The sequence below is a fragment of the Streptomyces rimosus genome (assembly GCF_008704655.1).
Classification (GTDB): domain Bacteria; phylum Actinomycetota; class Actinomycetes; order Streptomycetales; family Streptomycetaceae; genus Streptomyces; species Streptomyces rimosus.
The window spans coordinates 6,083,445-6,109,288 of sequence record NZ_CP023688.1 but is presented as its reverse complement, the minus strand read 5'-3'; the positions used below and the strand labels follow the sequence as shown (position 1 = coordinate 6,109,288).

Sequence of the window (25,844 nt, the reverse complement as noted above, 5' to 3'; positions counted from 1 at the left end):
CTTCCACGTCATGCCTCCGGGCGCCACCTCACCGGGCACGGCCACCCGCATACAGGCCGACTGCCCGGCTCACTTGGCATGTCGGCCTCACAAGCAGGTTCTTACGGCTCAGTCACCTGGCTCGATGAGGAGGTCGACGGCCGAGTAGTAGGCGTGCGGAGTGTCCCCGATGTTCCACACCCCGAGGACGGTGTGACGGCCGGTGAACCCGCCAAGGGGAACGATGTGCTCCACAACGTACGGCGGGGTCGTGTTGTGGCTGTCGAACGTGGCGAGCACGGTGTTGTCGGCCGTGATCATGACGTAGTCCCACGTCAAAGTGCGGCGGGGTGCCGTGAGCGTCCATGTGAAACCGATTTCGGGGACACCCGCCGGAACCGTGAAAAAATGATCCGCGAACAGGCTGTCATCGTTCAGCTCGGGAAAGCGGGCGCCGTCCCCGTTGGGGAGAAAGGAACCCTTGGGGCCTTCGACGCTCTGCGGCTCGTACTGGACGTCTCCGACACCGGGGATTTCACCCAGCCGCCCGGGCCTGGCGGCTGGGAGGGACAGTGATGTATCCGGACACAGGCTCTCCTGCTGGGTCATGAGATAGGTCGCCCCTGTCTACCCCTGTTCCCTGCTCGCCATTCCCGACAGTTCTCGGACCACCCTGACGAGGGGCTGCCGAGCGAACAAGAACCGCCCACAGTCCGTCTTTTCCGGTCAATCCGGCCTCTACGTGACAGATGCGGTACCCACTCCACGCCCGCACCCAGCGAACACACCCCGATCATCCTGGCCCGACCGATCACGGTCAGTCCTCGGTGCCGTCGTCGTCCTCGTCGAGCCCGGGTGCCTCCGGGGCGCGCAGCGGCCTCAAGGCCCCGCCTGCCGGAACCTGGGCGGTGAAGCTGTAGCGGCCGAGCACGTTGAGGTTGCGGTCCTTGAGCGGGGAGAGCCGGGCGACGCCCTCGTCGCGGATCTCGTGGCCGCCACCAGGTGAGTGATCTGAACCACTCAAACTTCGATGGCACTGCTCAATCTGCGTTGTCATAGGACAACGACGCCGAGCAGCTCGCCGACACAACGACGGCGCCCCACTGAAAGGGCGGCAACACCGCAACTCAAGCACCGCCCCACCGCCTCACCGCCCCGCCCCCCTCAAAGCTCCTCACCAGACAACAGCGGCTCAAAGCGCTCATAAGCGCCATAGTCACGAAAGTGCCGCGCATACAGATCGGCGTCCTGCGTCAGGTCCTCATCGAGTGCCGCGCTCACGTCCACCACGCGCTTCAGGCTCCAGGACACCGTTTCGCCCCGGTCATTGAGGTAACTGGTCTCCCGGGAACGGGCTCTGCGCTCGGCCCGCTTCCGGGCGTCCGCCTCGTCCGTCGCGTATACGAGGACCACGCTCTCCTCGTACAGCGGATCACTGCCACCCGTGCTCGGCGACTCCATCAGTACGACCGCGATGTGCGGCCGTAGCCCCCTGACCGGGCCGCCTTCCCGTTCGGCGTCGGTCGCCAAAACACACTCCGTCTCCTCTGCCGCCGACCGGCCGTGCGCGACGGCCCAGCGGCGCGGCGGTACGGACTCCGTCCGCACCCGTTCGGCCGGTTGGAGGACCTTGGGATGCAGCATCGGAGTCAGCTTCCGCTGCCGGACGCGGGTGTGGACACCCTTGCGGGCCAGGTCACGCCACGGACAGCCGGGCACCCCGCCGCCCCCGCTACGGCGAGCAAACCCGGCCCCCTACCGATCGAAAACGCCATCCCGTTCGGCATGACCGTTCCTTCCAGGGCGAAGGTTACGCACCGCGACCGGCCTCGCAGCCGGCGCAATCATCTTCACCCGTTCCGGGGGTTACCGCACGTCGACGCGTCCGGCGGCCTACGGACGGGAAGGCGCCACGCCCGCGCCGCTCACCGAGAGCCACCTATACAGGGACAGCTCCCGTACGCACGCACCTTCCCCTCAAAGCCGCACAGCCTTCCGCGGCTGCTCCATCGCCCCCGCCAACAGTCCCTGCAGCGAAGCGAATTCGTCCACGCACCGCCCCGTGCCGTTGACCACGCAGTCCAGCGGGTCGTCGGCGACCACCACCGGTACGCCCGTCTCCTGGCGCAGCCGCTGGCTCAGGCCGCGCAGGAGTGCGCCGCCGCCGGTGAGCGCGATGCCGTGCTCGATGATGTCGCCGGAGAGCTCGGGCGGGCACTCGTCGAGGGTGCGGTGCACGGCCTGGACGATGGCGTCCACCGGTTCGGCGAGCGCGGAGCGGATCTCCTCCTCGGTGATCTCCTGGATGCGCGGCAGGCCGCTGACGTGGTCGCGGCCGCGCACGGTGTAGGACGTGCGGCGCTCGGGCTCGCCCTCCTCGTCCACGTCGACCGGAGTCCAGGCCGCGGAGCCGATCGCGATCTTGATGTCTTCGGCGGTGCGCTCGCCGATCGCCAGGGAGTGCTTCTTCTTGACGTACGACATGATCGCCGCGTCCAGCGCGTCGCCCGCGACCCGTACCGACTGGGCGGTGACGATGCCGCCCAGCGAGACGACGGCCACCTCGGTCGTCCCGCCGCCGATGTCCACCACCATGCAGCCGACCGGCTCGGCGACCGGCAACCCGGCCCCGATCGCCGCCGCCATCGGCTCCTCGATCAGGTGCACCTCGCGGGCGCCGGCGCTGCGCGCCGAGTCGATGACGGCCCGCCGTTCGACGCCGGTGATGCCGGAGGGCACGCAGATCACGACGCGCGGCCTGGAGAAGCGGCGGGTGGGCAGCGCCTTCTTCATCAGGGCGCGCAGCATCTGCTCGGCAGCGTCGAAGTCGGCGATCACGCCTTCCTGGAGGGGACGCATCGCGGTGATGCCGGACGGCGTACGGCCGATGGTGCGCTTGGCCTCCGTCCCGACGGCGATCACCTCACCGGACGCGTTGACGGCGACGACGGACGGCTCGTTCAGGACGACGCCCTTGCCGCGTGAGTAGACCAGGGTGTTGGCCGTGCCCAGGTCGATGCCTATGTCGTACGTACCGGACGAAGTGCTGGACGCCATGGGAGGTTCGCTTGCTCTCTCTCGACTGGACGACAGGGCCCCGCAGGCGGCGCCCCCGAACATCGCGCCCCCGGGCGGCACGCGTGGCTCGCGGAGCAGGTGGCACGGGAGACCCACCGGGCTCGTCAAGCTCGCCAATGGCGCCATTTGCGGGCAATTATCAAGACTACAGGCGCCGCCGAACGGTTCCGGGTGGCACGTTTCAGCTCGGCGGGGACGACGGGAGCCGTACGGACCGGGAGGCCGCGGTGGAGGTCCCCCGCGCCGCGCGATTCTTGCCGCCCGGCCCCCGCGACAGCGCCTCGGCCAGGTCGTCCAGCGCGTCCAGCAGCAGTTCGGCGCCGCGCAGCGCGACCCCGCGCGTTTCGGACCGGGCCTCCCATTCTTCCCATACGGAGCGCAGCGCGCTCCAGTCCAGGCTCCTCCGCTCCCGTACGGCCTCGACCGCGCGCGGCAGCGACTCGCGCAGTGCCTCCGTGAAGGCGTGTGCGCCCGGTGAAGGCTCCGCCTCCTTGTCGGGGAGGTGGGCCTCCAGAATCATCGTCACCCGGCCCATCGTGGACAGCGCGGACTGCGCGGCCGCCGCCGCGCTCAGCGACAGCCCTCGGTGGCGGACCGGTTCCTTCTCCGCGCGGGATTCGCTCTCCTCCCAGGCGGCGCGGGCCGCGCGGGCGTCCAGGAGGGCTTCGCGCACCTGGCGGGGGCGGCGCTCGGCGGGCCGCGCGTAACTGTCGAACACGGCGATGGCGTACCGGCCGTTCGCCTCCAGCCACTGGGCCAGCCGTTCGCGCAGCCGTGGCGTCTCCCAGGCGGGGAAGATCGCGTACGACAGCATCGCCAGGAGTCCGCCGACGAGGGTGAGGACGACGCGTTCCTGGACGGTCTGCTCCCAGCCGGCGCCCGCGATGCCGAGCAGGAAGACGACGTAGGCGGCGACGCACGCCGAGGTCACCGACACTCCCGTACGCATCAGCAGGTACATCGCCAGGACGCACACGACGGCCAGCGCCGCGCTCACGTACAGGTTCGGGTGGGTGAGGCCCATGATCGTGCCGCCCACCGCGACGCCGACCAGGGTGCCGATGAAGCGGGCGACGCCGCGCGCGTACGTCTGCCCGAAATCGGGCCGCATCACCATCACCGAGGCGAGCGGCGCCCAGTAGCCGTGCCCGAAGGGCAGCGCCTGGCCGATGAGGTAGCCGGCGGCGGCCACCGCGCTGACCCGCAGCGCGTGCCGCAAGAAACGGGAGGACCAGCGCAGCTCACGGCGTACGGAGCGCAGCGCCACCGGCACCAGCTTCGGCACGCTCGGGCGCAGCAGGTGCCCGCGTTCCGCCTCGGTGGTGGGCCGGGTGGCCTGGACGGGTTCGTCGGTGAATTCGACGGCGTCGGCGAGCAGCGAGATCAGCCGCAGCGCGGAGCGGCGGGCGGCGCCGGTCAGCCGCGGCCCGTCGCCGTCCTGCGGCATTTCGAGGGTCGCCATCGCCTCGGGCGGCAGCCGTACGGGCTTGCCGCGCCGGATGGCGGTCGCGACGGCGTCCAGTACGGTGCCGGCCGCGCCGAGCAGTTCCCGCGCCCGGTCCCGTTCGGGGCCCTCTACGGGGGCGCCGACGACCGGGTCGGCGAGCGAGGCCAGGACCGGCCTGACCTGTTCGGCCAGCGCCCGCGGACCGTGCAGCTGGACCGGCCGGCGCTTGGCCTGACGCGGGGTCACCGCGGAGGCGAGGCGCGCGTCCATCAGCGGCTGCGGGTCGAAGGGGGCGACCGGGTCGTGCCGCAGCCGTCGTGCGTAGTCCGCCTCCGCGGCCAGCGCGTCGGCGAGCGCGTCGCGCTGCGCGCCCCAGGGCCGTACGGGGAAGAGCACGATGAGCGCGGCCTGGACGAGTCCGCCGAACGCGATGAGCGCCGCGTGTTCCAGCGCCCCGAGGATGGAGGTCGGCAGTGTGACGGTGACGAGCATGACCGAGACGGTCTGCGTGCCGACCAGCCCGGAGACCGGCCCGACCGACCAGGCCAGGCCCGCCAGGAAGGTCCACAGGGAGAGCAGGACCAGGAAGCCGACGATGTGCGCGGCGGCCAGGTAGCCGAGGAAGGTGGAGACCGAGAGGCCGCCCGCGACGGCGAGGGCCAGCACGGGGCGCGGGCGCCAGCTGCGCTGGAAGGTGGCGATGCCGGCGGCGAACGCGCCGAAGGCCGACGAGACCGCGAGGGCGGGGCTGCCGAGGTAGAGGCACAGCCCGATGACGATGGCGACACCGACCGAGCCGCGGATCGCGATGAGCGGGGTGAGCTTGGCCTTTTCGATGGTCAGCCCGGAGCGGGCGGTCTTCATCAGCGCTCGCGACCAGGTCATGTGTCCGAGAATACGGATTCGGGGACGGTGAACCGGAATGATCGGCGCCGGTTCCCTGGCGGGTCGCGGGCCGTGTCCCGGGCCGGATCCCGCGCTTTAACCCGGCCCGTTCGCGGGCAGGCATGGGCTGCTCCGCGTCGTACGCCGCCGCCTCGCCCACAGTGATTCGCCGTGAAAATCACCGTAAAGCCCGTTTCCGCTGCGGGTAAACCGCCCAGGTCAGCGGCGGATCGGCCGGTACGGACGGGTTTTCGCGGGCAACGCAACCTGCCGCGACGGGAAACCCCGGACCCGGCCGCACCCTCTTGCTCACCAGCCGGATACCCCCGGCCCGCTCAGCAAGGAGAAGGTCCCGTGCGCAAAGCCCTGCTCACCCCCGTGGTCGTAGTGACCACCCTGGCCGCCCTCGCCGCCACCGCCGGCTGCGGCTCGGGCGGCTCCGACAAGGACGGGCCGGTGCGTTTCGGCAACGCGACGGGCCCCGGCTCGGACGGCGCCACGCACCCGGGCAAGGGAACGCTCGCCCAGATGCCCACCCACCCCATCAGCTTCAAGGAGCAGCGCAAGGTCGGCGGCGCCGGCGACGGCACCCCGATCGGCGTGGCCACGTATCACGGCCCGAAGTCCGGGTTCACCGGCAAGGTGTGGGTGTGGGCGCCGCCGGAGTACTACGAGAAGAAGAACGCGGACAAGGGGTTCCCGGTCCTGATGGCGCTGCCCGGCGCCGAGGGCTACCCCGTCAACTACTGGATAGGCGGCGATCTCAAGCTGGAGGAGAACATCGCGCAGTGGTCGAAGGAGGGCAAGAGCCTGCCCTTCATCGTCGTGATGCCGGTGCTCAATCCCAACGCCAAGCAGTACTACGACGCCAGCGACATCCCCGGCCAGCCGAAGATGGGCACCTGGCTGAACGAGGACGTGCCCGACTTCGTCCGGCAGAACTTCCGTACGCTCAAGGGCCGCGACGGCTGGGCGATCATGGGTTCGTCGTCCGGCGGTTTCGCCGCGCTGAAGAATGTTCTTCAGCACCCGGGGACCTTCAAAGCAGCGATACCGAGCGGTCCCGACATCGTCCCCGACTCGCCGCTGTGGCGCGGGCACGCCAAGGAGGAGCGGGAGAACAACCCCGAGGTCCTGGCCCAGCGCCTGATCAACAAGGGCGGGCCCGAGGTCTACCTCGCCTTCCAGGACGGCACCAAGGAGTCGACGATCGTGCCGAAGGTCAAGAAATTCATCGCACGGTACGGCCGCGGCCCGGTCAAAACGCGGCTGCAGATGGTGGCCGGCGGCATGCACGGCGCCGACACCTATGTGAAGGGCATGGGCGAAGGCACGATGCAGTGGGTCAGCGCGCACATGCAGGGGCCGGCGGAGTAACCCTGCCTCTCCCCCGAGCCGCCCACCGCATCGAGTCCCCTCCTCCTCGTCCCGCGCCTCACACCGAGCAGGAGACGTCCAGCAATTCGATGGGCCGCGTGGCGTCCAGGTCCACGTACGCGGTGAAGTTCTGCTTGCGGTTGCCGCTCCAGTACGTGGTGATCGTCGCCCAGCCGACCCTTGCGGACTGCGCGGTGGTGACCTTGCCGACGGTGATGTTGCGCGGCGTGTTCTGGGCACACAGCAGCAGGTCGTAGTCGGGTGTCTCGGCGGCCTTCTTCTTGAGCTCGGCGGAGACCTGGTGCTCGCGCTGCCAGGCGCTCGGGCCGTGCTTTCCGTAGAAGGAGACCAGGAAGCGGCGGATCTCCTCGGCGGTGTAGCGGCCGTTCGGATCGGTACGCAGGTCCGCGCTGGACGGCTGTATGGAGGTGCTCTGGGTGGCGGCGGCAGCCGGAACGGCGGACGCGGCGGTCAAGGTCAGGCCGAGAGCGACGGCGGTCGCGGTGGCAACGACGGTGGCGGTGGTGCGCGAAGCGTGACGGAGCATGAGATGTCCTCGACTTCCGACTTCTGTTCTTTGTGCGCATTGCCGGTCTTCACCGACTGAGACAACCGGGGCCGCCCCATGGTTGCGTGGCACCGCACACGCCACCCGAGTGGCCCAACGGCCCTGCCGCCCGCGAGCGCGACGGCGGATTTCCGCCGGTACCTGACGGCCGCGGGCGCTTGGCTGGCGCCATGACACAGCGCGCCGCGAGCACACCCCCGTACGCGTACGAAGACGACAGCGCCCGTACCCGCGCCGTACTGGAGCGGTTCTACGAGGCGGAGCGGGCGTACGTCGCGGCGGGCGGCCCCGGCCGGGCGGATTTCTCCGCCCTCGCCGCCTGCCTGGCCCCGGACGTCGTCCTCCACCAGTCCCCCGGCCTGCCGTACGCCGGCGCATGGCGCGGCCCGGCGGGCATGGAGCGGTTCATGGCCGTGATGGGCAGGCTCTGGCGGTCGATGGAATTCCTGGAGCAGCGGCAGCTGGTGGACGGGGAAGAGGTCGTCGTCACCAGCCGGGTACGGTTCACGGCCCGCGCCACGGGGCGCGTGCTGACGACCACGATCGTGCAGCTGATGACCGTACGGGACGGCCGTATCCGCGAAGTCCGGCCGTTCTACTGGGACCCGGCGGCGGTGGCGGAGACCTGTGGGCAGGACGCGGTCAGGGAAGTCTGCGGCCGTGAGGCGGGGGCGGAGCCCTGCGGCCCGGGGACCGGTCACCCGGCCTGACCAGCACTCCGCCCCTCCCCTTCCTACGACACGATGTCCTTCCGCCCGAACCCGCGGAACGCCAGCGCGAACAGCACCAGCGCATACGCCACCGACACCGCCGCTCCCTGGATCATGCCCGTGGCGTCCAGCTGGGGCTGTAGGGCGTCGGCCCACGCGAACTGCCAGTGCGCCGGGAGGAAGTCGCGCCACTGGTCCAGGGCGGTGACCTGGTCGAGCACATTGCCGACGATGGTCAGGCCGACCGCGCCGCCGACCGCGCCCAGCGGCGCGTCCGTTACCGTCGACAGCCAGAAGGCGAGCGCCGCGGTGACCAGCTGGCTGACGAAGATGTACGCGACGGCCAGGGCGAGGCGGGGCAGCGCGTCGCCCGCCGCCAGCGCGCCGCCGGTGGGCAGTTGCAGCGGCCCCCACCCGTACGCGGCCGTGCCGACGGCGAGCGCGACCAGCGGCAGCAGCACCATCGCCGCCGCGCTGAAGAGCAGCGCGACGGTGAGCTTGCTCAACAGCAGCCGGGTGCGCGGAACCGGCGCCGCCAGCAGGTACCGCAGCGAGGACCAGCTCGCCTCCGACGCGACCGTGTCCCCGCAGAACAGCGCCACCGGCACGACCAGCAGGAAGCCCGCCGAGACGAACAGCACGGTCGCGGTGAAATTGGCGCCGGACACGGTGGCCGTGTCCATCAGCGTGATGCGGTTGTTCCGGCCGCCCGGTTCGCCGCCGATCGCGAAGGCCGCGACCAGCACGAACGGCAGCAGCGCCAGAATCGCCGCGATGACGAATGTCCGGCGCCGTTTGAGCTGGCGCAGCGCTTCAACGCGCAGCGGCAGGGTGCGGTGCGGGCGGTAGCCGGGGGCGTGCGGCGCGCCGGGTACGGACGCGCCCGCGGGGCCATCGGGCAGCGGGGACTGCCCGTCGGTGCCGGGCTTGGTGACGGCCGTCACCGGTCACCTCCGATCATGGTGAGGAAGGCGTCCTCAAGGCGCCGGTGCGGGCCGATGCGGGCGACCGGGATCTCCAGCCGCAGCAGTTCCGGCAGCAGCTCGGGGACGCTCGTCGTGCCGTCCAGCGTGACGAGCAGGCCCTCGTCGGCCCGGTCGGCGGTGGCCACCCCGGGCAGCGCGGCCACCTTCTCCAGGAGGACGTCGGACAGCGGTGTTCCGTCCGTGACGCCGACGAGCAGGGTGTCGCCGGTGCCGACGATCTCGGCGACCGGACCCGCCTGGACGAGCCGGCCGCGGTCCATGACGACCAGATGCGTGCAGGTCTGTTCGACTTCGGCCAGCAGATGGCTGGAGACGATCACGGTACGGCCGCCGGCCGCGTACCGGATCATCACATCGCGCATCTCGCGGATCTGCGGCGGGTCGAGTCCGTTGGTCGGCTCGTCCAGGATGAGCAGGTCCGGCAGGCCGAGCATGGCCTGCGCGATGGCCAGGCGCTGCCGCATGCCCTGCGAGTACGTGCGGACGGCGCGCTCCAGCGCGTCGCCCAGCCCGGCGATCTCCAGGGCCTCCTCGACGTGCGCGTCCTCGGCCGGGCGGCCGGTGGCCCGCCAGTACAGGTCGAGGTTGGCGCGTCCCGACAGATGCGGCAGGAAACCGGCGCCCTCCACGAACGCGCCGACCCGCGACAGCACCGGCGCGCCCGGCCGGATCGCGTGCCCGAACACGCGGATCTCACCGGCGTCCGGCCCGATCAGGCCCATCAGCATGCGCAGGGTGGTGGTCTTGCCCGCGCCGTTCGGGCCGAGCAGGCCGAGCACCTGGCCCTTCTCGACGCGGAAGGAGAGGTCCTGGACGGCGTAGCGGTCGGCGGACTTGGCGTACCGCTTGGTCAGGCCGGTGATCTGCAGCGGCACGTCCGCCAGGTCCGGGTCGGGGGCGTGGGCCGCGAACCGCCGCCTGCCGACGAGCAGCAGGAGGACGGCGATGACCGCGCCGGCGACGGGCAGCGCCCAGGTCCACGCGGGCAACGGCGCCGCGGCGCTCTTCACCTCGGGCGCGGTCGGCACGTTCAGCACGCCGTCGCCGTCCAGGGAGGCGGTGTACGTGGCGGGCTCGGCGGGCGAGGCGTACGCGAGGTCCGTCGAGGAGAGGACCAGGCGCAGCCGGTGCCCCGCCGCGAATTCGTGGTCGATGGCGGGCAGCCGCAGTTCGACGCTCTTGCCCGCCTTGGCGCCGGTGATGCGGTACGGCTCGGCGAGTCCGGCGGGCAGCACCGGGCGGCTGTTGCCGTTCGGCCCGATGTCGTAGACCTTGGCGAAGATCACCGCTTCGTCGGTGGTGGCGCGGAGGCGTACGCGGGCCGTCGGCGCGCCGGTGACGCGCAGCGGTTCGGCGAGCGGCCGCGACTGGAAACCGGCGTACTGACCCGGGGAGTCGAGGGAGAATCCGGCGCCCATGCCGGAGAGGCTGTTGAGGGCGCCGACGCCGGGCACCGTGGAGATGGACGGCGGGCTCGCCCCGGCCGGATTGCTGAAGCGCTGTTCGCGGCCGGTCAGGCGGACCGGGCGGGGGTCGTTGGCCAGGCCCGGGTAGCCGTCGGCGCTCGCGCCGCGCAGCCGGGCGGCGCCGTTGGTGGAATCCACGGCCCCGCCGCGGCTGACACGGAAGGCGGGCCCGGTGTCCGCGTTCGCGTCGCCCTTCAGGTAGTGGTCGAACCATGCCTTCGTACGGTTCGCGACGCGGCCGGACTCCCGGTCGCCGCCGTCGTGTCCGCCCGCGAGCCAGTCGACGGATACCGGAGCGCCGTTCTTGCGGAGCGCCTTGTACAGGGCGTCGGCTTGGCCGAGTGGGAACAGCGAATCGGTTCTGCCCTGCATGATGAGCGTCGGAACCTTGATCCGGTCCGCGACGGCGACGGGGCTGCGGGCTTCGAGGAGTTCACGGGCGGCGGCGTCGGGCCTGCCGGAGACGGCGATCCGCTCGTACATCTCGCAGAGCTGCGGCTCGAACCGGCCGCAGCCGTCGGCGGCGTTCCGGGCAGCGGACCCCGTGGATTCGGCGGATTCGCCCGCCTCGCCGCCGGACGCGGACCTCCCGCTGCCGCCGGTGCCCGCCCCACTGCCGCCGGTCCCCTCCTGCGTACCGCCACCGCCGGCGGCGCCGCTCCCGGAGCCACCGTCGGCGCCAACCGCACCGACCGACCCGGTGGAGAAGAACATGCCGGCCCACAGCTTCTTGAAGACGCCGTTGGGGAACAGCGCGTCGGCCAGGTTCCAGTACGTGATCTGCGGGGCGATCGCGTCCACCCGCTTGTCGTAGCCGGCCGCCAGCAGCGCGATCGCGCCACCGTACGAGGCTCCGGCGACACCGACCCGCGGGTCGCCCTTGCCGTCGAGCCGTACTTCGGGCCGCGTGGCCAGCCAGTCGATCAGCCGGCGCACGTCGGACACCTCGCGGTCCGGGTCGTTGAGCCCGATCTTCCCGGTCGATGTGCCGAAGCCGCGCGCCGACCAGGTCAGTACGGCGTACCCGTCGCGGGCCAGCTGCTCGGCCTGCTCGCGTACGGATTCCTTGCTGCCACCGAAACCGTGCCCCAGGAGGACGGCGGGCCGGGGGCCGGTTCCGCCCGCGGTGAAGAAAGACGCGTCGATCCGGACCGAGTCGCCGGCGGCCGCCTTCTCGCCCCCGGACCCGCCGTCGGCGCTCTCGGGCATGGTGAACGCCCGGTCCTCCCGGTGCACGGCGGGCGGATCGTCCGCGGCGACCGCCGCCCACGTGCCTGACCCGGCGAGCACGGCCAGCACGGCCACCGTCGCGTACAGCCGCCGTCCGCGGAGTCGGAAAGTCATACGGTGAATCCTAAGGACGCCGTCCGGCGGACCACCGGGCCGCCGGGGCGAACCCGCGCACCTCCCTGGGCAGTACGGGCGCCGCCGCACATACCGCGCCCGCAGTACGCGCAACGCGCCCGTGCGCCCCGTGGCCCTCTGTACACCGCACAAACCCGCCGCTACAAAAGACGATGTGGGGTGGGCCGGTTCGGCCCCGGGGAGGCGCCATGCGCAGGATCGCCATCGTCGGCGCGGGCCAAGCGGGGCTGCATCTCGCCCTGGCGCTTCTGGCCGCGGACTACGACGTCACGTTGCTCACCGACCGTACGGCACAGCAGGTCCGCGCGGGGCGGGTGATGTCGTCACAGATGATGTTCGGCCCGGCGCGCCGCCTGGAACGGGCCGCCGGACTCAACCTCTGGGACGCCACCGCACCCGGCGCGACCTCGCTGCGGGTCACGGTGTGGGACCCGCCCGGAAAAGCCGCGCTGACGTTCACCGGGCGCTTCGACGAACCGCCGCACTCCGTCGACCAGCGGGTGAAGATGGCCGGCTGGCTCGGTCTGTACGAGGCCAGGGGCGGCCGCGTCCGGTACGGCCCGGTCTCCTCCGACACCCTGCCCGCGCTCGCCGCCGGCCACGACCTGACGATCGTCGCCTCCGGCCGCGGCGACCTCACCCGGCTCTTCGCGCGCAACCCGCTGTACTGCCCCTTCGACCGCCCGCAGCGCACCCTCGCCTGCGTCTACGTGCGCGGCGTCGCGGCGCCCGCCGACCACCCGGACCCTCAGGTGCGGACGAACGTGGTGGCCGGGGCGGGCGAGGTGTTCGTCATGCCGGCGCTGACGACGGGCGGGCCGTGCGACATCGTGCTGTTCGAGGCGCTGCCCGGCGGGCCGTTCGACTGCTGGCACGACCAGCCGTCGCCGGGCGGCTGCGTGGCCCGGGCGCTCGATCTGCTGCGCACCCACGCGCCGGGCGAGTACGAGCTGTGCAAGGACGCCGTGCCCACGGACGCGGGCGCGACCCTGTACGGCGCGATCACACCGACGGTCCGGCATCCGGTCGCCGAGGTCGCGCCGGGCACGTACGTCCTGGGGATGGCCGACACGGTCGTCACCAACGATCCGATCACCGGCCAGGGCTCGAACAACGCCGCCCGCAGCGCGGCCGCCTATCTGGAGGCGATCCTGGAGCGGGGCGGCGCGCCCTTCGACCCGGAGTGGATGCGCGCGGCCTTCGCCGTGTTCTGGCGGCATGCCCGGCAGGTCACCGAATTCACCAACCTGATGCTGGAGCCGCCGCCGCAGCACATCCACCGCCTGCTGGCGGCCGCCGCCGAACACCCCGCCGTGGCGCACCGCTTCGTCAACGGCTATGCCGATCCGGCGGATTACCACGGCTGGCTGATGACGGCGGCCGACGCGGACGCTTATCTGGCCACCGCCGGCAGCTGACGGCGCCGTCACCCTCTTCGTACGGGTGGCCCGTGTCCGGTCGGGGGGCCGGACACCTGCCTCCTCAGTTCCTGCCGCTCGGCTCCAGCGCCAGAGTGAAACGTTTCTTGTCCTTACGCGTCGCGCCGAACCGGTCGTAGAAGCGGATCGCTCCGGCGTTCCAGTCGGGCGTGTTCCACTGCATCTCCGCCACGCCCAGCACCTTGCCCTCGGCGATGACCGCCTCGACGAGCAGGGCGCCCAGCCCGAGGCCGCGGTGCTCGGCACGCAGGTAGAGGCAGTCCAGGTGCAGGTATTCGCGGCCCTGCCAGGTGTCGAAGGCCGTGGCGCAGGTGGCGTACCCGGCGAGTTCGCCGCCGGACAGTTCGGCGACCAGGCAGCGCAGCCACGGCTGGCGCGTGCCGAAGAGCGCTTCCGCGAGCCGGTCCTCCAGGTCGACGGCGGGCGGCGCGGCCCGTTCGTACGCGGCGTGCTCCGCGGCGAGCGCGGCCACCTCCGCCAGATCCGTACGCACCGCGTGGCGGATGACCGGTGCCGCGGTCATGGCGCACCCGCCACGGCACAGAGCATCTTCACGGCCCCCGTGGGCTGTTGTTCATCATTCATACGCAGCATCATGCGCCATCCGGCCCGAACGGTTCCCCGGTATGACGACGGGTTTTCCGGGACCACCGGGAACGGTGCGCCGCCGGAGGTCCCGCCGCCCGGCGGCCCGTCCGCTCGCGCGGGCCGCCGGGTGCCGCCGGTGTCAGTGGTTGCTGGGGAAGCCCAGGTTGATACCGCCGTCGGAAGGGTCGGGCCAGCGCGTGGTGACGACCTTGCCGCGGGTGTAGAAGTGAATGCCGTCGTTGCCGTAGATGTGGTGGTCGCCGAAGAGCGAGTCCTTCCAGCCGCCGAAGGAGTGGTAGCCCACCGGCACCGGGATCGGCACGTTCACGCCGACCATGCCCGCCTCGACCTCCAGCTGGAAGCGGCGGGCCGCGCCGCCGTCCCGGGTGAAGATGGCGGTGCCGTTGCCCCACGGCGAGGAGTTCATCAGCGAGATCGCCTCGTCGTACGTCTCCACGCGGACGACGGACAGCACCGGGCCGAAGATCTCGTCGCGGTAGGCGTCCATCTGGGGCGTGACGTTGTCGAGCAGCGAGACGCCGATCCAGTGGCCGTTCTCGTGGCCGGGGACGGTGAAGTCCGTACCGTCGATCACCACGTCCGCGCCCTGGGCCGCGGCGCCGGTCACGTAGGAGGCGACCTTGTCGCGGTGCGCCTTGGTGATGAGCGGGCCCATCTCGGAGGACGGGTCGTCGCCGGGGCCGATGGTCAGCGCCGCGGCCCGCTCCTTGATCTTCTCGATCAGCGGATCGGCGGTGTCGCCGACGGTCACCACGACGGAGATCGCCATGCAGCGCTCGCCCGCCGAGCCGTACGCGGCGTTGATCGCGGAGTCCGCCGCAAGGTCCAGGTCGGCGTCCGGCAGCACCAGCATGTGGTTCTTGGCGCCGCCGAGGGCCTGGACGCGCTTGCCGTTGGCCGTGCCCGTGGTGTGGATGTAGCGGGCGATGGGGGTGGAGCCGACGAAGGAGACCGCGGCGATGTCCGGGTGCTCCAGGATGCGGTCCACCGCGACCTTGTCGCCGTTGACGATGTTCAGCACGCCGTCCGGCAGGCCCGCCTCGGCCGCCAGCTCGGCGAGCTTCAGGGCGGCGGACGGCACCTTCTCGCTGGGCTTGAGGACGAAGGTGTTGCCGCAGGCGACGGCCAGCGGGAACATCCACATCGGTACCATCGCCGGGAAGTTGAACGGCGTGATGCCGGCGACCACGCCGAGGGACTGGCGGATGGCGGCCACGTCCACGCGGGTGGAGACCTGCGTGGACAGCTCGCCCTTGAGCTGCTGCGGGATGCCGCAGGCCAGCTCGACGATCTCCAGGCCGCGGGCGACCTCGCCCAGCGCGTCGCTGTGCACCTTGCCGTGCTCGGCGGTGATCAGCGCGGCCAGCTCCTCGCGGTGCGCGTCGATCAGCTCGCGGTAGGCGAACAGTACGGCCGTGCGCTTGGCCAGCGAGCTGCTGCCCCAGGTGCGGTACGCCTCCTTGGCGGCGGCCACGGCGGCGTCCACCTCGTCCACGGAGGCGAAGGCGACCCGCTTCTCCTGGGCGCCGGTCGCGGGGTTGTAGACCGGCCCGAAGGAGCCGGAGAGACCCTCGACGGGCTTGCCGCCGATCCAGTGGTTGATGGTCTTCATGCGGGGGCCTTTCTCAGGGAGGACGGTGGGCGGAGGGCTGGTCGGGAGGCGGTTCGGTCGGCTGCGGGTCGTGGGTTGTGACGCGCGGTGTCAGAGGTGGCGGCGGCGCTCGGCGGCGTGCCGGTCGTACTCCTTGCGGGCCTCGACCGCCGCCGGACGCGTCGCCGTCTCGGCCACAGGAACATCCCACCAGGCCTGGGCGCCGGGCGCGCCCGGCACAGTGTCGGCCGTTGCGGTCTCGACATAGACACATGTGGGGCGCTCGTCGGCGCGGGCCGTCGCGAGCGCGGCGCGCAGTTCGCCGACGGTCGCGGCGCGGATGACGTGCATGCCGAGGGACGCGGCGTTGGCGGCGAGGTCCACGGGCAGTGGTTCGCCCGTATACGTGCCGTCGGCGGCGCGGTAGCGGTACGCCGTGCCGAAGCGCTCGCCGCCGGTCTGCTCGGAGAGGCCGCCGATGGAGGCGTAGCCGTGGTTCTGGAGCAGCACCACATTGATGTTGATGCCTTCCTGGACCGCGGTGACGATCTCGGTGGGCATCATCAGGTACGTGCCGTCACCGACCAGGGCCCATACGGGGCGGTCCGGCGCGGCCAGGCGGACGCCGATGGCGGCGGGGATTTCATAGCCCATGCAGGAGTAGCCGTACTCCAGGTGGTACTGGCGGCGGGAGCGGGCCCGCCACAGTTTGTGCAGGTCGCCGGGGAGCGAGCCGGCCGCGTTGATGATCACGTCCTGCTCGCCGACGGTGGCGTCCAGCGCGCCGAGGACCTGGGTCTGGGAGGGGCGTACGGAGTCGTCGGGCGCGGCGTAGGCGGCGTCGACGAGGGATTCCCAGCGGGACTTGGCGGCGGCGTACTCCTCCTCGTAGGCCGGTGCGACGCGGTGTCCGGACAGGGCCTCGGTAAGCGCTTGCAGTCCGGCGCGGGCGTCGGCGACGAGCGAGGTGGCGGCGAGCTTGTGGGCGTCGAAGGAGGCGATGTTCAGGTTGACGAAGCGGACGCCGGGGGCGGCGAAGAGGGTGGCGGAAGCGGTGGTGAAGTCCGTGTAGCGGGTGCCGACGCCGAGAACGAGGTCGGCGCGGCGGGCCAGCGCGTCGGCCGTGGCCGTGCCGGTGTGGCCGATGCCGCCCACGTCGGCGGGGTGGTCGTGGCGCAGTGAGCCCTTGCCGGCCTGGGTGGAGGCGACGGGGATGCCGGTGGCGTCGGCAAGGGCGCGCAGCGCGTCCTCCGCCCCGCTGTGGTGGACACCGCCGCCCGCGATGATCAGTGGCCGCTCGGCGGCCCGTACCGCCCGTACGGCATCGGCGAGCGCGGCGGCGTCGGGTGCCGGACGGGGCACCCGCCACACGCGGTCGGCGAAGAACTCCTCGGGCCAGTCGTACGCCTCGGCCTGGACGTCCTGCGGCAGCGCGAGCGTCACGGCGCCGGTCTCCACGGGGTCGGCGAGCACCCGCATGGCCTGGAGGGCGGCCGGGATCAGCGCTTCGGGGCGGGTGATCCGGTCGAAGTAGCGGGAGACCGGGCGCAGGGCGTCGTTGACCGACACGTCTCCGGCATACGGGACTTCGAGCTGCTGGAGCACGGGGTCGGCGGGGCGGGTGGCGAAGGTGTCGCCGGGCAGGAGCAGGACCGGGAGGCGGTTGACCGTGGCCAGAGCGGCCCCGGTGACGAGGTTGGTGGCGCCGGGGCCGATGGAGGTCGTGACGGCGTGTGCGGACAGGCGGTCGCACTGCCGGGCGTAACCCACGGCGGCGTGCACCATGGCCTGCTCGTTGCGGCCCTGGAGGTAGGGCATCGTGTCCGGGCCCGACTCCAGGAGGGCCTGGCCGATGCCGGCCACGTTGCCGTGCCCGAAGATGCCCCAGCAGGCGTTGATCAGGCGGTGCCGGACGGGCGCGCCGTCCTGGCCGCCGGGGGCCGCGGCGCCGTCCCGCTCCGTGTACTGGTGGGCCAGGAACTCGACCAGGGCCTGCGCCACGGTGCGGCGTCGAGTGGTCATCGTGGGTCTCCCGCGGGGGCTTCGTAGAGGGGCAGACGGGGGTCCACGGGCTGGTCGGGCCAGGTGCCGCGGATCCAGCCGTGGTCGGGGTGGTCGCAGATCAGCCAGGCGCGCTCCTCGCCCGGCCCCGCCATCACGTTGAGGTAGTACATGGCGTGTCCCGGCGCGGCGACGGACGGGCCGTGCCAGCCGTCGGGGATCAGGACGGCGTCGCCGCTGCGGACTTCGGCGAGGACGTCCGTGCCGCGGCCGTTGCCGGACGGCGACACGCGCTGGTAGCCGAGCCCTTCGGTGCCGTGCGCTGAGGCGATCTCGAAGTAGTAGATCTCCTCCAGCTCGCTCTCCTCACCGGGCCGGCACTCGTCGTGTTTATGAGGCGGATACGAGGACCAGTTGCCGCCGGGCGTGAGCACTTCGACGGCGATGAGCTTGTCGCACTCGAAGACGCCGGCCGCGCCGAAGTTGTTGACCTGGCGCGAGCAGGAGCCCGTACCGCGCAGTTCCACGGGCACCTCGCTCGCGGGGCCGTAGCGGGCGGGCAGCCGGCGCGTGCAGCGGGCGCCGGTCAGCGCGAACCGGCCGCCGGCCGCGCTGCCGATCTCCACCTCGGCGTCTCTCGGTACGTACGCGAAATCCGTGACCCCGCTGAACACGTCCTTGCGCCCGGCCAGTTCGAAGGGTGCGCCGCCGTCGGCAGTGACCGTACAGCCGCCGCTCAGCGGCAGCACGATCCACTCGCTGTCGCCGGTTTCGAAGGTGTGGCTCCCGCCGGGTGGCAGCCGCAGCACGCGCAGGGACGAATAGCCCCAGCCCGCCGTCTCCGGCGCGATGACCAGTTCGTACGGCCCGTCGGCCGCGGCACCGGCCTTGAGGTGGAAGTCGGTGGTGTTCCTCAGCTCGTTCGTCATGCTCGTAAGTCTCCTCCTGACCACTGACAGTCACCGCTGGAGCAATGACACGGCGGTGTCCACGGCCGCCGTCACGTCCCCGTCGGCGGGATAGAGCAGCGACCGCCCCGCCACCAATCCCTGTACGGTCGGCAGCCGCAGCGCCTTGCGCCACTTCTCGTACGCCGCTTCCTGGTCCGCCGCCGTGCCCTTGATGTCGCCGCCGAGCAGCACCGTCGGCAGCGTCGAGGTCTCGCAGACCTGCGCCATGGCGTCGGGATCGTCGGTCACCGGCAGCTTCAGCCAGGTGTACGCGGAGGTGCCGCCCAGCCCGGAGGCGATGGCCACGGATTTCGTGACGGCCTCCGCGCTCAGGTCGTTGACGACCTTTCCGTCCACCCGGCGCGAGAGGAACGGCTCCACGAAGGTGGGCAGTTCCCGCTCCGCCATGGCGTCGATGGCGCGCGCCGTGGCCTCCAGGGTGGCCAGCGAGCCGGCGTCCTCGTAGTCGATACGGAGCAGCAGTTTGCCGGCGTCGAAGCGGAGCCGGGCGATGTCCTGCGGGCGGTGGCCGGTGAACCGGTCGTCCATCTCGAAGGAGGCACCGGCGATACCGCCCCGGTTCATCGAGCCCATCACGACCTTGCCTTCGAGGGCGCCGAGCAGAAGCAGGTCCTCCAGGATGTCGGCGGTGGCGAGCACGCCGTCCACACCGGGGCGCGACAGTGCCAGGCACAACCGTTCCAGCAGGTCGACGCGGTTGGCCATGGCCAGTGCGCGGTCGCCGACGGCGAGCGCGCCGCGCGCCGGATGGTCGGCCGCCACGATCATCAGGCGGCCGCTGTCGCCGATCAGGGGGCGGCGGGTACGGCGCGCCGCGGCCTGTGCGACGGCTTCCGGGTGCCGGGCCCGCAGCGTCACGATGTCGGAGATCCGAGTGGTCAAGGCGGTTCTCACCTTCTGGTGGGACGGGTTCGTACGGGCGCCGCCGGGCGGGGCGCCCGGTCGGGCACTCGGCGGGCGGGGCGGGTGCGCGGTGACATCGGCGCGAATTTCTCCTGTGGCACCGGGGTGGGCGTACGGCGGTCCGCACCCGGCGCTCAGCGCGCGGCGAGGAATTCCTCGACCTCGTCGCGCGTCGGCATGGCGGACGAACAGGCCAGCCGCGAGGCGACGATCGCGCCTGCGGCGTTGGCGTACCGCATCATCGGCTCCAGCTCCCAACCGGACAGCAGCCCGTGACAGAGCGCGCCCCCGAAAGCGTCACCGGCGCCCAGGCCGTTGACGACCTCTACGGGGGTGGGCGGCACCTCGGCGGTGCGGCCGTCGCGGTGCACGGCCAGCACGCCCTTCGGCCCCTGCTTGATGACGGCCAGTTCGACACCCATGTCGAGCAGCGCCTGCGCGCACCGCTTCGGTTCGCGGACGCCGGTGGCGACCTCGGCCTCGTCGACGTTGCCGACGGCGACGGTCGCGTGCGCGAGCGCGGCCTCGTAGTACGGGCGGGCCGCGGCCATCGCGGCGGCCCCGGTGGCACCGCCGTCGCCGGACGCGCCGCCTTCACCACCCCAGAACATCGGCCGCCAGTCCAGATCGAAGACGGTGATGCCCGATTTGGCGCGGGCTTCCAAAGCGGCGAGGGTGGCGCCGCGGCTGGGTTCTTCGCACAGGCCGGTGCCGGTCATCCAGAAGATGCGGGCGGCCCGTACGGCGTCGCGGTCCAGCTCCTCGGGATGGATGACCAGGTCGGGGGCCTTGGGGCGGCGGTAGAAGTAGAGCGGGAAGTCGTCCGGCGGGAAGATCTCGCAGAAGGTGACGGGCGTCGGGTACTCCTCAACGGGCGTCACCCAGCGGTCGTCCACCCCGAAGTCGCGCAGCGCCTCGTGGACGTAGTCGCCGAACGGATCGCGGCCGGTGCGGCTGATGACGGCGGTGCGCCGCCCCAGCCGGGCGGCGGCGACCGCGACGTTGGTGGCCGAGCCGCCGAGGAACTTCCCGAACGTCTCGACCCGGGCCAGCGGAACGCCGGTCTGCAGCGGATAGATGTCCACACCGATACGGCCGAGGGTGATCAGGTCGTACGGGCCGGCCAAATGACCGGACATTACGGCCTCGTCGGCCCGTCCCATTTCTCCGGCCTGCCGCGGCTCGCTCATGTGGGCCCCTTCGGTTCGTCGCTGACCACAGGTCTAACCGGGCTTGCGAGGCACTGTCAATACTTTGTCCTTACATTCTGACGTTGAAAGCGGTCCGGCAACATCACGTCCCGCCGTCACCCACACACACCCCTCCGCCCTACTCCCGAGTTACAAAGTCCTTAAGTCCTTATGTCAGGACGAAGTCTTGACACTCCTCTGACCGGGATGGAGGCTGTGCCCCACAACCCAGCCCCGCGCCTTCCCGGTCACCGTCGACCGGCGAAAGGAGAGCCGCAGCATGTCCGTTCCCCATGCCGTCCCGCGCGTCCTCGACCGCCTGCGCATCGGATCGGCCCCCGACTCCTGGGGAGTCTGGTTTCCCGACGACGACCAACAAGTCCCCTGGCGGCGCTTCCTCGACGAGGTCGCCGAGGCCCAGTACGAGTGGATCGAACTCGGCCCGTACGGCTACCTGCCCACCGACCCCGCCGTCCTCCACGCGGAGCTCGGCGAACGCGACCTGAAGGTCTCGGCCGGCACCATCTTCACCTCGCTGCACCACGGACCGGACGTATGGGACAAGACCTGGGCGCACGTCAGCGAGGTCGCCACCCTCACCCGGGCGATGAACGCCAAGCACCTCGTGGTCATCCCCTCCTTCTGGCGCGACGACAAGACCGCCGAGGAACTGGAGCCGCGCGAGCTGACCACCGAGCAGTGGCACCACCTGAACAGCGGCATGGAACGGCTGGGCAAGCAGGTACGCGAGGAGTTCGGCCTCGACATCGTCGTGCACCCGCACGCCGACACCCACATCGACACCGAGGAACACGTCGAGCGCTTCCTCGACGGGACCGACGCTTCCCTGGTCAACCTGTGCCTGGACACCGGGCACTACGCGTACTGCGGCGGCGACAACGTCAAGCTCATCAAGACCTACGGCGAACGGATCGGCTACCTCCACCTCAAGCAGGTCGACCCGGACATCCTCGCCGACGTCGTCGCGAAGGGCACGCCCTTCGGGCCCGCGGTCCGGCAGGGCGTGATGTGCGAGCCGCCGCTCGGCGTGCCCGCGCTGCCGCCCGTCCTGGAGGCCGCCCAGGAACTGGACGTGGACCTCTTCGCCATCGTCGAGCAGGACATGTACCCCTGCCCCGCCGACCAGCCCCTGCCGATCGCCCGGCGCACCCGCCGCTTCCTGCGCTCCTGCGGCGCCTGAGAACCTCCCGTACGGAGCAAGGAGTTCTGCCACATGAGCCAGTACGCAACGCTCGTCGTCGCGGTCGTCGGCACCGGCCGCATGGGCGCCGACCACGTGCGCCGCCTCAACGACGTCATCAGCGGCGCGCGGGTGGCGGCCGTCGTCGACATCGACGCGGACCGGGCCAAACGCGTCGCCGACGGCATCGAGGGCTGTACACCCCACACCGACCCGGCCGCCGCCATGGCGGACCCGAGCGTCGACGCCGTACTGATCGCCTCGCCGGGCGCGGCCCACGAGGAAGCCCTGCTCGCGGCGTTCGCGCGCGACCTTCCGGTGCTGTGCGAGAAACCGCTTACTCCCGACCCGGCCTCCGCGCTGCGCGTCCTGGAGGCCGAACAGCGGCTCGGGCGCCGCCGGGTGCAGGTCGGCTTCATGCGCCGGTACGACGCCGACTACCTCAAACTCAAGGCCCTGCTCGACCAGGGCGCGTACGGCCGGCCCCTGATGCTGCACAACAAGCACCGCAACGCCGACACGCCGCCCGGCTTCACCAACGCCATGATGATCCACGACTCGGTCGTCCACGAGATCGACGTGACGCGCTGGCTGCTGGACGAGGAGATCACCGCCGTACGCGTGCTGCGCCCGGCCCCCAGCGGCCACGCGCCCGAGGGCCTGAGCGACCCGCAGTTGATCCTCTTCGAGACCGCGGCCGGGCAGATCGTGGACACCGAGCTGTTCGTCAACTGCGGCTTCGGCTACCAGGTCGGCTGCGAGGCCGTCTGCGAAGGCGGCACCGCCCGGATCGGCGACGACCACGGCGTGTTCATCAACGCGGCCGGCAAATGGGGCGGCTCGATCACCCCGGGCTTCGTGGAGCGCTTCGAGGAGGCGTACGACCGGCAGGTGCAGCGCTGGGTGGACGCCACGCGACGCGGCGAGGTCGAGGGCCCCAGCTGCTGGGACGGCTACGCGGCGGCCGCGGTGTGCGAAGCGGGCGTACGGGCCCAGGCCACCGGCGAGCGCGTCGAGGTCGAGCTGGTGGAGCGGCCCGCGCTGTACCGCTGAGGCGACGGCGGACTTATTGCTTAGTCCGCGGCGGCTGGGGCTGCTGCCGCGGGTGTGTTCCGATTCCTGTCAGGGTCGATGAGCCGTGCCGCGTGGCGGCTGGAGTGTCGGCTCTTGTTCCGGCTGGCGCGCGGGCTCGTCTTCCTGTCGGTGCGCCGTGCTGTCTTCCTGCCATCGCGCCGTGCTGTGTTACGGCCGGTGTGTCGCCTTTGCGACATGGCCGGTGTCCGGGCTGCCGTCCGGCCGTTTTGAGCTGGGACGCCGGTCATGTTCCGGCCCCGTTGCGGGCCCGTCCTGCGGGCCGCGCCTTCACTCGAACGATCTCCCCTCGACAAGTCCTCCCCGACAAGTCCCCCTCGGCAGGCTCCCTTCGAAAGGTCTCCCCCTCGTGAAGATCGCTCTCGACCCGTACATGTTCCGCGACGTACCGCTGCTCGAACTTCCCGCCCTGGTGGCCGAGCTGGGTTACGAGTGGATCGAGCTGTCACCACGCGACGACGTGAACCCGTTCTTCCTGCACCCGCGCATCGACGACGCCACCGTCCGCAGATTCCGCAGGGAGCTGTCCGCGGCGGGCGTCGGCATCTCCTCCGTACTCCCCCTGTACAAGTGGTCCTCCCCGGACGAGGACGAGCGGCAGGCCGCCGTCCGCTACTGGAAGCGCGCCATCCAGATCACCGCCGACCTCGGCGTGAACGCCATGAACTCGGAGTTCAACGGGCGTCCGGAGAAGGCGGACCGCAGCGAGGGCCAGTTCTGGCGGTCGCTGGAGGAACTGTTGCCGCTCTTCGAGCGCGAGGGCATCACGCTCGCGCTCGAACCGCATCCGGACGACTTCATCGAGGACGGGCACACCGCGGTCGACCTGATCCGCGGCATCAACTCCCCGCTGGTGTCCTTCCTGTACTGCGCGCCGCACACCTTCCATCAGGGCGACGACGCCCCGGGCATCCTCAGGCACGCCGGCGGACTGACCACCGCGGTCCACCTCGCCGACACCTTCGACCACACCGCCTCCTCCGGCCTGCGCTACATCGTCAACCCTCCCGGCTCGGCCGTACGCATTCACCAGCACCTGGACATCGGACAGGGCGAGGTGGACTTCGACGAGCTCTTCCGCGAACTGGCCGCCAACGGCTTCGACGGCACTCTCGTCTCCTCCGTGTTCGCATGGGAGGAGCGCGCGAAGGAGTCGGCCCGCTTCATGCGCGAGCAGATCGACGCGTACGTCAAGAAGAACTGGAGCCGATGACGATGGCCGCACCGACCAGATCGGCGACCCCCGCGGACGGAGCAGGCGAGACGGGCGGGCCCGACGCCACGCGATCGGCCGCGCAAGGCAACGCAAATGTCCGCACATCTACGTCCGCCGCCCACGCCGTTTCCCCGCCGTCCTCCGCCCCCTCCCCCGGCCGGAACGCCAAACGCTTCATCCTCGCCATCGCCGCCATCGCCGCGCTCGGAGGAGCCCTGTTCGGCTACGACACCGGGGTCGTCTCCGGCGCGCTCCCCTACATGGAGCGGCACTTCGGCCTCAGCTCGCTCGGCGAGGGCGTCATCACCAGCGCCCTGCTGATCGGCGCGGCCTTCGGGTCGCTGGCCGGCGGGCGGATGTCGGACGTGCTGGGCCGGCGCAACTCCCTGCTGTGGGCGGGCGCGGTGTTCATCGGCGGCGCCCTGGCGGTGGCGCTCGCGCCCACCGTCCCCTTCATGGTCGTGGCGCGCTTCGCCCTGGGCCTGGCGGTGGGCAGCGCCTCGGTGATCACGCCGTTGTACCTCTCGGAGATAGCACCACCGCACATCCGCGGCCGGCTGGTCTCCTTCAACTCGCTGATGATCGTCAGCGGCCAGCTGCTGGCGTACCTCATCAACGCAGTCCTCGCCCAGTGGGAAGCCTGGCGCTGGATGCTCGGCCTGGCGGCGCTGCCCGCTGTCGCCCTGTTCATCGGGCTTTTCTTCCTGCCCGACACACCGCGCTGGTACATCAGCAAGGGCCGTACGGAACAGGCCGCGCACGTGCTGCGGCGCACGCTGCCCGCCGACGAGGTCGACGGGGAGCTGGGCCGTATCAATCAAGCGCGTGCGCTGGAGGCCGAGGCACAGCGCGGCGCCTGGCAGGAACTGCGTACTCCTTGGGTGCGGCGCATTCTCCTCATCGGTGTCGGGCTGGCGATCGTCCAGCAGATCACCGGCGTCAACGCCGTCATCTACTTCGCGCCCAAGATCCTCCAGTCCACGGGTCTGGGCACCAACGCAGCGATCACCGCCACCATCGCGGTGGGCGCCATCTCCGTCATCGCGACCGCGATCGGGATGTCGCTGATCGACAAGGTCGGACGACGACCGATGCTGCTCACCGGCCTTTCCGGGATGACCGTCTCACTGGCCTTGCTGGGTGCTTCCTTCCACCTCCCGAAGTCCACCGGCGTCAGCTACCTCGTCCTCGCTCTGATGGTCCTGTACATGGGCTTCATGCAGGCCACCTTGAACACGGGTGTCTGGCTCCTGCTTGCAGAAATGTTTCCGCTCAAGGTACGCGGCCTGGCCATGGGCGCCGCGGTGTTCGTGATGTGGCTGGTCAACTTCACCGTGGCGCTGGTCTTCCCCGTCCTCCTCGACGCTGTGGGCGCCGGCGTTACGTTCTGGGTCTTCGGCCTGATGTGCGTCCTGTCCCTGCTCTTCTGCAAGCGCTACGCCCCGGAGACCAAGGGCATGGCTCTGGAGGACCTCGAACACGAACTGCGGAAGACGGCCGCGGGAGCGGAAGCTTGAAGCCCGAAGACGGCCGGTGGCCGGCGGCCCGTATCCGCTCTCACACCCCCGTACCTCCTACCCCCGCCCTCTCTCTTCCCACCTCCTTCACCTTCCTCACTTCGTGACAGTGATGCCCCGAACGTCACAGCTGTCACCGTTACGCGGGTCTTCCGTCACAGCCGATCAACAGCCCCTCGCCCTTGCTCACTCAGAGTCGTTCACCGGGCACAGGCTGAGTGATCACCAGACCGCGCGCAGTTCTTCCATCGGC

Annotated in this window: 21 protein-coding genes; 7 read left to right on the top strand and 14 right to left on the bottom strand. The window is 71.1% G+C overall.

Features of this window, described 5'->3' with window-relative positions; genetic code table 11:
• Positions 1 to 108: 108 nt before the first annotated feature.
• The 5 genes from CP984_RS26430 to CP984_RS26410 all read right to left on the bottom strand — a co-directional run bounded on the left by CP984_RS26430 (position 109) and on the right by CP984_RS26410 (position 5,389).
• Positions 109 to 588, bottom strand: coding sequence for a lytic polysaccharide monooxygenase (locus CP984_RS26430; protein ID WP_003980106.1), 480 nt, complete (start codon positions 586 to 588; stop codon positions 109 to 111).
• Between the two features lie 208 nt (positions 589 to 796).
• Positions 797 to 1,003 carry a hypothetical protein gene (locus CP984_RS26425; RefSeq protein WP_003980107.1) on the bottom strand — a complete coding sequence of 69 codons (207 nt, stop codon included), beginning with the start codon at positions 1,001 to 1,003 and terminating at the stop codon, positions 797 to 799.
• A 140-nt stretch (positions 1,004 to 1,143) separates the two neighbouring features.
• Positions 1,144 to 1,623: a DUF4288 domain-containing protein gene (locus CP984_RS42210; RefSeq protein WP_003980108.1), complete on the bottom strand. Its 480-nt coding sequence runs from the start codon at positions 1,621 to 1,623 to the stop codon at positions 1,144 to 1,146.
• Between the two features lie 333 nt (positions 1,624 to 1,956).
• Positions 1,957 to 3,036: a rod shape-determining protein gene (mreB, locus tag CP984_RS26415; protein ID WP_003980109.1), complete on the bottom strand. Its 1,080-nt coding sequence runs from the start codon at positions 3,034 to 3,036 to the stop codon at positions 1,957 to 1,959.
• A 202-nt stretch (positions 3,037 to 3,238) separates the two neighbouring features.
• The gene (locus tag CP984_RS26410) at positions 3,239 to 5,389 is read right to left on the bottom strand and encodes an FUSC family protein (protein ID WP_003980110.1); all 2,151 of its coding nucleotides are present in this window, start codon (positions 5,387 to 5,389) and stop codon (positions 3,239 to 3,241) included.
• 354 nt (positions 5,390 to 5,743) lie between these two features.
• Here CP984_RS26410 and CP984_RS26405 point away from each other — a divergent pair, with 354 nt between their 5' ends.
• A complete protein-coding gene (locus CP984_RS26405; RefSeq protein WP_003980111.1) occupies positions 5,744 to 6,766 on the top strand; it encodes an alpha/beta hydrolase in 1,023 nt (340 codons plus the stop codon).
• Between the two features lie 58 nt (positions 6,767 to 6,824).
• Here the strand turns inward: CP984_RS26405 and CP984_RS26400 are convergent, their stop codons facing one another.
• Positions 6,825 to 7,313, bottom strand: coding sequence for a hypothetical protein (locus CP984_RS26400; RefSeq protein WP_003980112.1), 489 nt, complete (start codon positions 7,311 to 7,313; stop codon positions 6,825 to 6,827).
• A gap of 191 nt (positions 7,314 to 7,504) precedes the next feature.
• On the opposite strand from CP984_RS26400, the gene CP984_RS26395 reads away from it, so the two are divergent.
• On the top strand, positions 7,505 to 8,044 hold the full coding sequence (locus CP984_RS26395) for a nuclear transport factor 2 family protein (protein ID WP_003980113.1): 540 nt from the start codon (positions 7,505 to 7,507) through the stop codon (positions 8,042 to 8,044).
• 23 nt (positions 8,045 to 8,067) lie between these two features.
• Here the strand turns inward: CP984_RS26395 and CP984_RS26390 are convergent, their stop codons facing one another.
• Positions 8,068 to 8,946, bottom strand: a complete 879-nt coding sequence (locus CP984_RS26390) for an ABC transporter permease (RefSeq protein WP_030183025.1) — start codon at positions 8,944 to 8,946, stop codon at positions 8,068 to 8,070.
• A gap of 38 nt (positions 8,947 to 8,984) precedes the next feature.
• Positions 8,985 to 11,840 (bottom strand): alpha/beta fold hydrolase, encoded by a 2,856-nt coding sequence (locus CP984_RS26385; RefSeq protein WP_003980115.1) that lies wholly within the window; start codon positions 11,838 to 11,840, stop codon positions 8,985 to 8,987.
• A gap of 209 nt (positions 11,841 to 12,049) precedes the next feature.
• Here CP984_RS26385 and CP984_RS26380 point away from each other — a divergent pair, with 209 nt between their 5' ends.
• A complete protein-coding gene (locus CP984_RS26380) occupies positions 12,050 to 13,279 on the top strand; it encodes a styrene monooxygenase/indole monooxygenase family protein (RefSeq protein WP_003980116.1) in 1,230 nt (409 codons plus the stop codon).
• A 64-nt stretch (positions 13,280 to 13,343) separates the two neighbouring features.
• Here the strand turns inward: CP984_RS26380 and CP984_RS26375 are convergent, their stop codons facing one another.
• The 6 genes from CP984_RS26375 to iolC all read right to left on the bottom strand — a co-directional run bounded on the left by CP984_RS26375 (position 13,344) and on the right by iolC (position 20,538).
• Positions 13,344 to 13,823 carry a GNAT family N-acetyltransferase gene (locus CP984_RS26375; RefSeq protein ID WP_003980117.1) on the bottom strand — a complete coding sequence of 160 codons (480 nt, stop codon included), beginning with the start codon at positions 13,821 to 13,823 and terminating at the stop codon, positions 13,344 to 13,346.
• Positions 13,824 to 14,027: 204 nt separating this feature from the next.
• Entirely contained in the window at positions 14,028 to 15,521 is a 1,494-nt protein-coding gene (locus CP984_RS26370) for a CoA-acylating methylmalonate-semialdehyde dehydrogenase (protein WP_003980118.1), read from the bottom strand.
• A 90-nt stretch (positions 15,522 to 15,611) separates the two neighbouring features.
• Positions 15,612 to 17,522: a 3D-(3,5/4)-trihydroxycyclohexane-1,2-dione acylhydrolase (decyclizing) gene (gene iolD, locus CP984_RS26365; RefSeq protein ID WP_003980119.1), complete on the bottom strand. Its 1,911-nt coding sequence runs from the start codon at positions 17,520 to 17,522 to the stop codon at positions 15,612 to 15,614.
• Positions 17,519 to 18,430: a 5-deoxy-glucuronate isomerase gene (iolB, locus tag CP984_RS26360; protein WP_003980120.1), complete on the bottom strand. Its 912-nt coding sequence runs from the start codon at positions 18,428 to 18,430 to the stop codon at positions 17,519 to 17,521. The genes iolD and iolB overlap by 4 nt, the downstream gene beginning before the upstream one ends.
• Positions 18,431 to 18,460: 30 nt before the next feature.
• A complete protein-coding gene (locus CP984_RS26355; protein ID WP_003980121.1) occupies positions 18,461 to 19,354 on the bottom strand; it encodes a Cgl0159 family (beta/alpha)8-fold protein in 894 nt (297 codons plus the stop codon).
• 155 nt (positions 19,355 to 19,509) lie between these two features.
• The gene (iolC, locus tag CP984_RS26350; protein ID WP_003980122.1) at positions 19,510 to 20,538 is read right to left on the bottom strand and encodes a 5-dehydro-2-deoxygluconokinase; all 1,029 of its coding nucleotides are present in this window, start codon (positions 20,536 to 20,538) and stop codon (positions 19,510 to 19,512) included.
• Between the two features lie 307 nt (positions 20,539 to 20,845).
• On the opposite strand from iolC, the gene CP984_RS26345 reads away from it, so the two are divergent.
• From CP984_RS26345 to CP984_RS26330, 4 genes are all read left to right on the top strand, one after another.
• Complete coding sequence (locus CP984_RS26345; RefSeq protein WP_003980123.1) at positions 20,846 to 21,766, top strand: sugar phosphate isomerase/epimerase family protein; 921 nt, start codon at positions 20,846 to 20,848, stop codon at positions 21,764 to 21,766.
• Positions 21,767 to 21,799: 33 nt separating this feature from the next.
• On the top strand, positions 21,800 to 22,819 hold the full coding sequence (locus CP984_RS26340; RefSeq protein ID WP_003980124.1) for a Gfo/Idh/MocA family protein: 1,020 nt from the start codon (positions 21,800 to 21,802) through the stop codon (positions 22,817 to 22,819).
• A 388-nt stretch (positions 22,820 to 23,207) separates the two neighbouring features.
• Positions 23,208 to 24,071, top strand: a complete 864-nt coding sequence (locus CP984_RS26335; RefSeq protein WP_003980125.1) for a sugar phosphate isomerase/epimerase family protein — start codon at positions 23,208 to 23,210, stop codon at positions 24,069 to 24,071.
• Positions 24,068 to 25,591, top strand: coding sequence for a sugar porter family MFS transporter (locus CP984_RS26330; protein WP_003980126.1), 1,524 nt, complete (start codon positions 24,068 to 24,070; stop codon positions 25,589 to 25,591). Before CP984_RS26335 ends, CP984_RS26330 begins: the two co-directional genes overlap by 4 nt.
• Positions 25,592 to 25,844: the final 253 nt, after the last annotated feature.

Excerpts from the sequence above, each read along its gene's own strand:
- CP984_RS26410 (WP_003980110.1), bottom strand. The coding sequence starts at position 5,389 with ATGACCTGGTCGCGAGCGCTGATGAAGACCGCCCGCTCCGGGCTGACC.
- CP984_RS26430 (WP_003980106.1), bottom strand. The coding sequence starts at position 588 with ATGACCCAGCAGGAGAGCCTGTGTCCGGATACATCACTGTCCCTCCCA.
- iolB (WP_003980120.1), bottom strand. The coding sequence starts at position 18,430 with ATGACGAACGAGCTGAGGAACACCACCGACTTCCACCTCAAGGCCGGT.
- CP984_RS26340 (WP_003980124.1), top strand. The coding sequence starts at position 21,800 with ATGAGCCAGTACGCAACGCTCGTCGTCGCGGTCGTCGGCACCGGCCGC.
- CP984_RS26385 (WP_003980115.1), bottom strand. The coding sequence starts at position 11,840 with ATGACTTTCCGACTCCGCGGACGGCGGCTGTACGCGACGGTGGCCGTG.
- iolD (WP_003980119.1), bottom strand. The coding sequence starts at position 17,522 with ATGACCACTCGACGCCGCACCGTGGCGCAGGCCCTGGTCGAGTTCCTG.
- mreB (WP_003980109.1), bottom strand. The coding sequence starts at position 3,036 with ATGGCGTCCAGCACTTCGTCCGGTACGTACGACATAGGCATCGACCTG.
- CP984_RS26330 (WP_003980126.1), top strand. The coding sequence starts at position 24,068 with ATGACGATGGCCGCACCGACCAGATCGGCGACCCCCGCGGACGGAGCA.
- CP984_RS26380 (WP_003980116.1), top strand. The coding sequence starts at position 12,050 with ATGCGCAGGATCGCCATCGTCGGCGCGGGCCAAGCGGGGCTGCATCTC.
- CP984_RS42210 (WP_003980108.1), bottom strand. The coding sequence starts at position 1,623 with ATGCTGCATCCCAAGGTCCTCCAACCGGCCGAACGGGTGCGGACGGAG.
- CP984_RS26375 (WP_003980117.1), bottom strand. The coding sequence starts at position 13,823 with ATGACCGCGGCACCGGTCATCCGCCACGCGGTGCGTACGGATCTGGCG.
- iolC (WP_003980122.1), bottom strand. The coding sequence starts at position 20,538 with ATGGGACGGGCCGACGAGGCCGTAATGTCCGGTCATTTGGCCGGCCCG.
- CP984_RS26370 (WP_003980118.1), bottom strand. The coding sequence starts at position 15,521 with ATGAAGACCATCAACCACTGGATCGGCGGCAAGCCCGTCGAGGGTCTC.
- CP984_RS26345 (WP_003980123.1), top strand. The coding sequence starts at position 20,846 with ATGTCCGTTCCCCATGCCGTCCCGCGCGTCCTCGACCGCCTGCGCATC.
- CP984_RS26395 (WP_003980113.1), top strand. The coding sequence starts at position 7,505 with ATGACACAGCGCGCCGCGAGCACACCCCCGTACGCGTACGAAGACGAC.
- CP984_RS26400 (WP_003980112.1), bottom strand. The coding sequence starts at position 7,313 with ATGCTCCGTCACGCTTCGCGCACCACCGCCACCGTCGTTGCCACCGCG.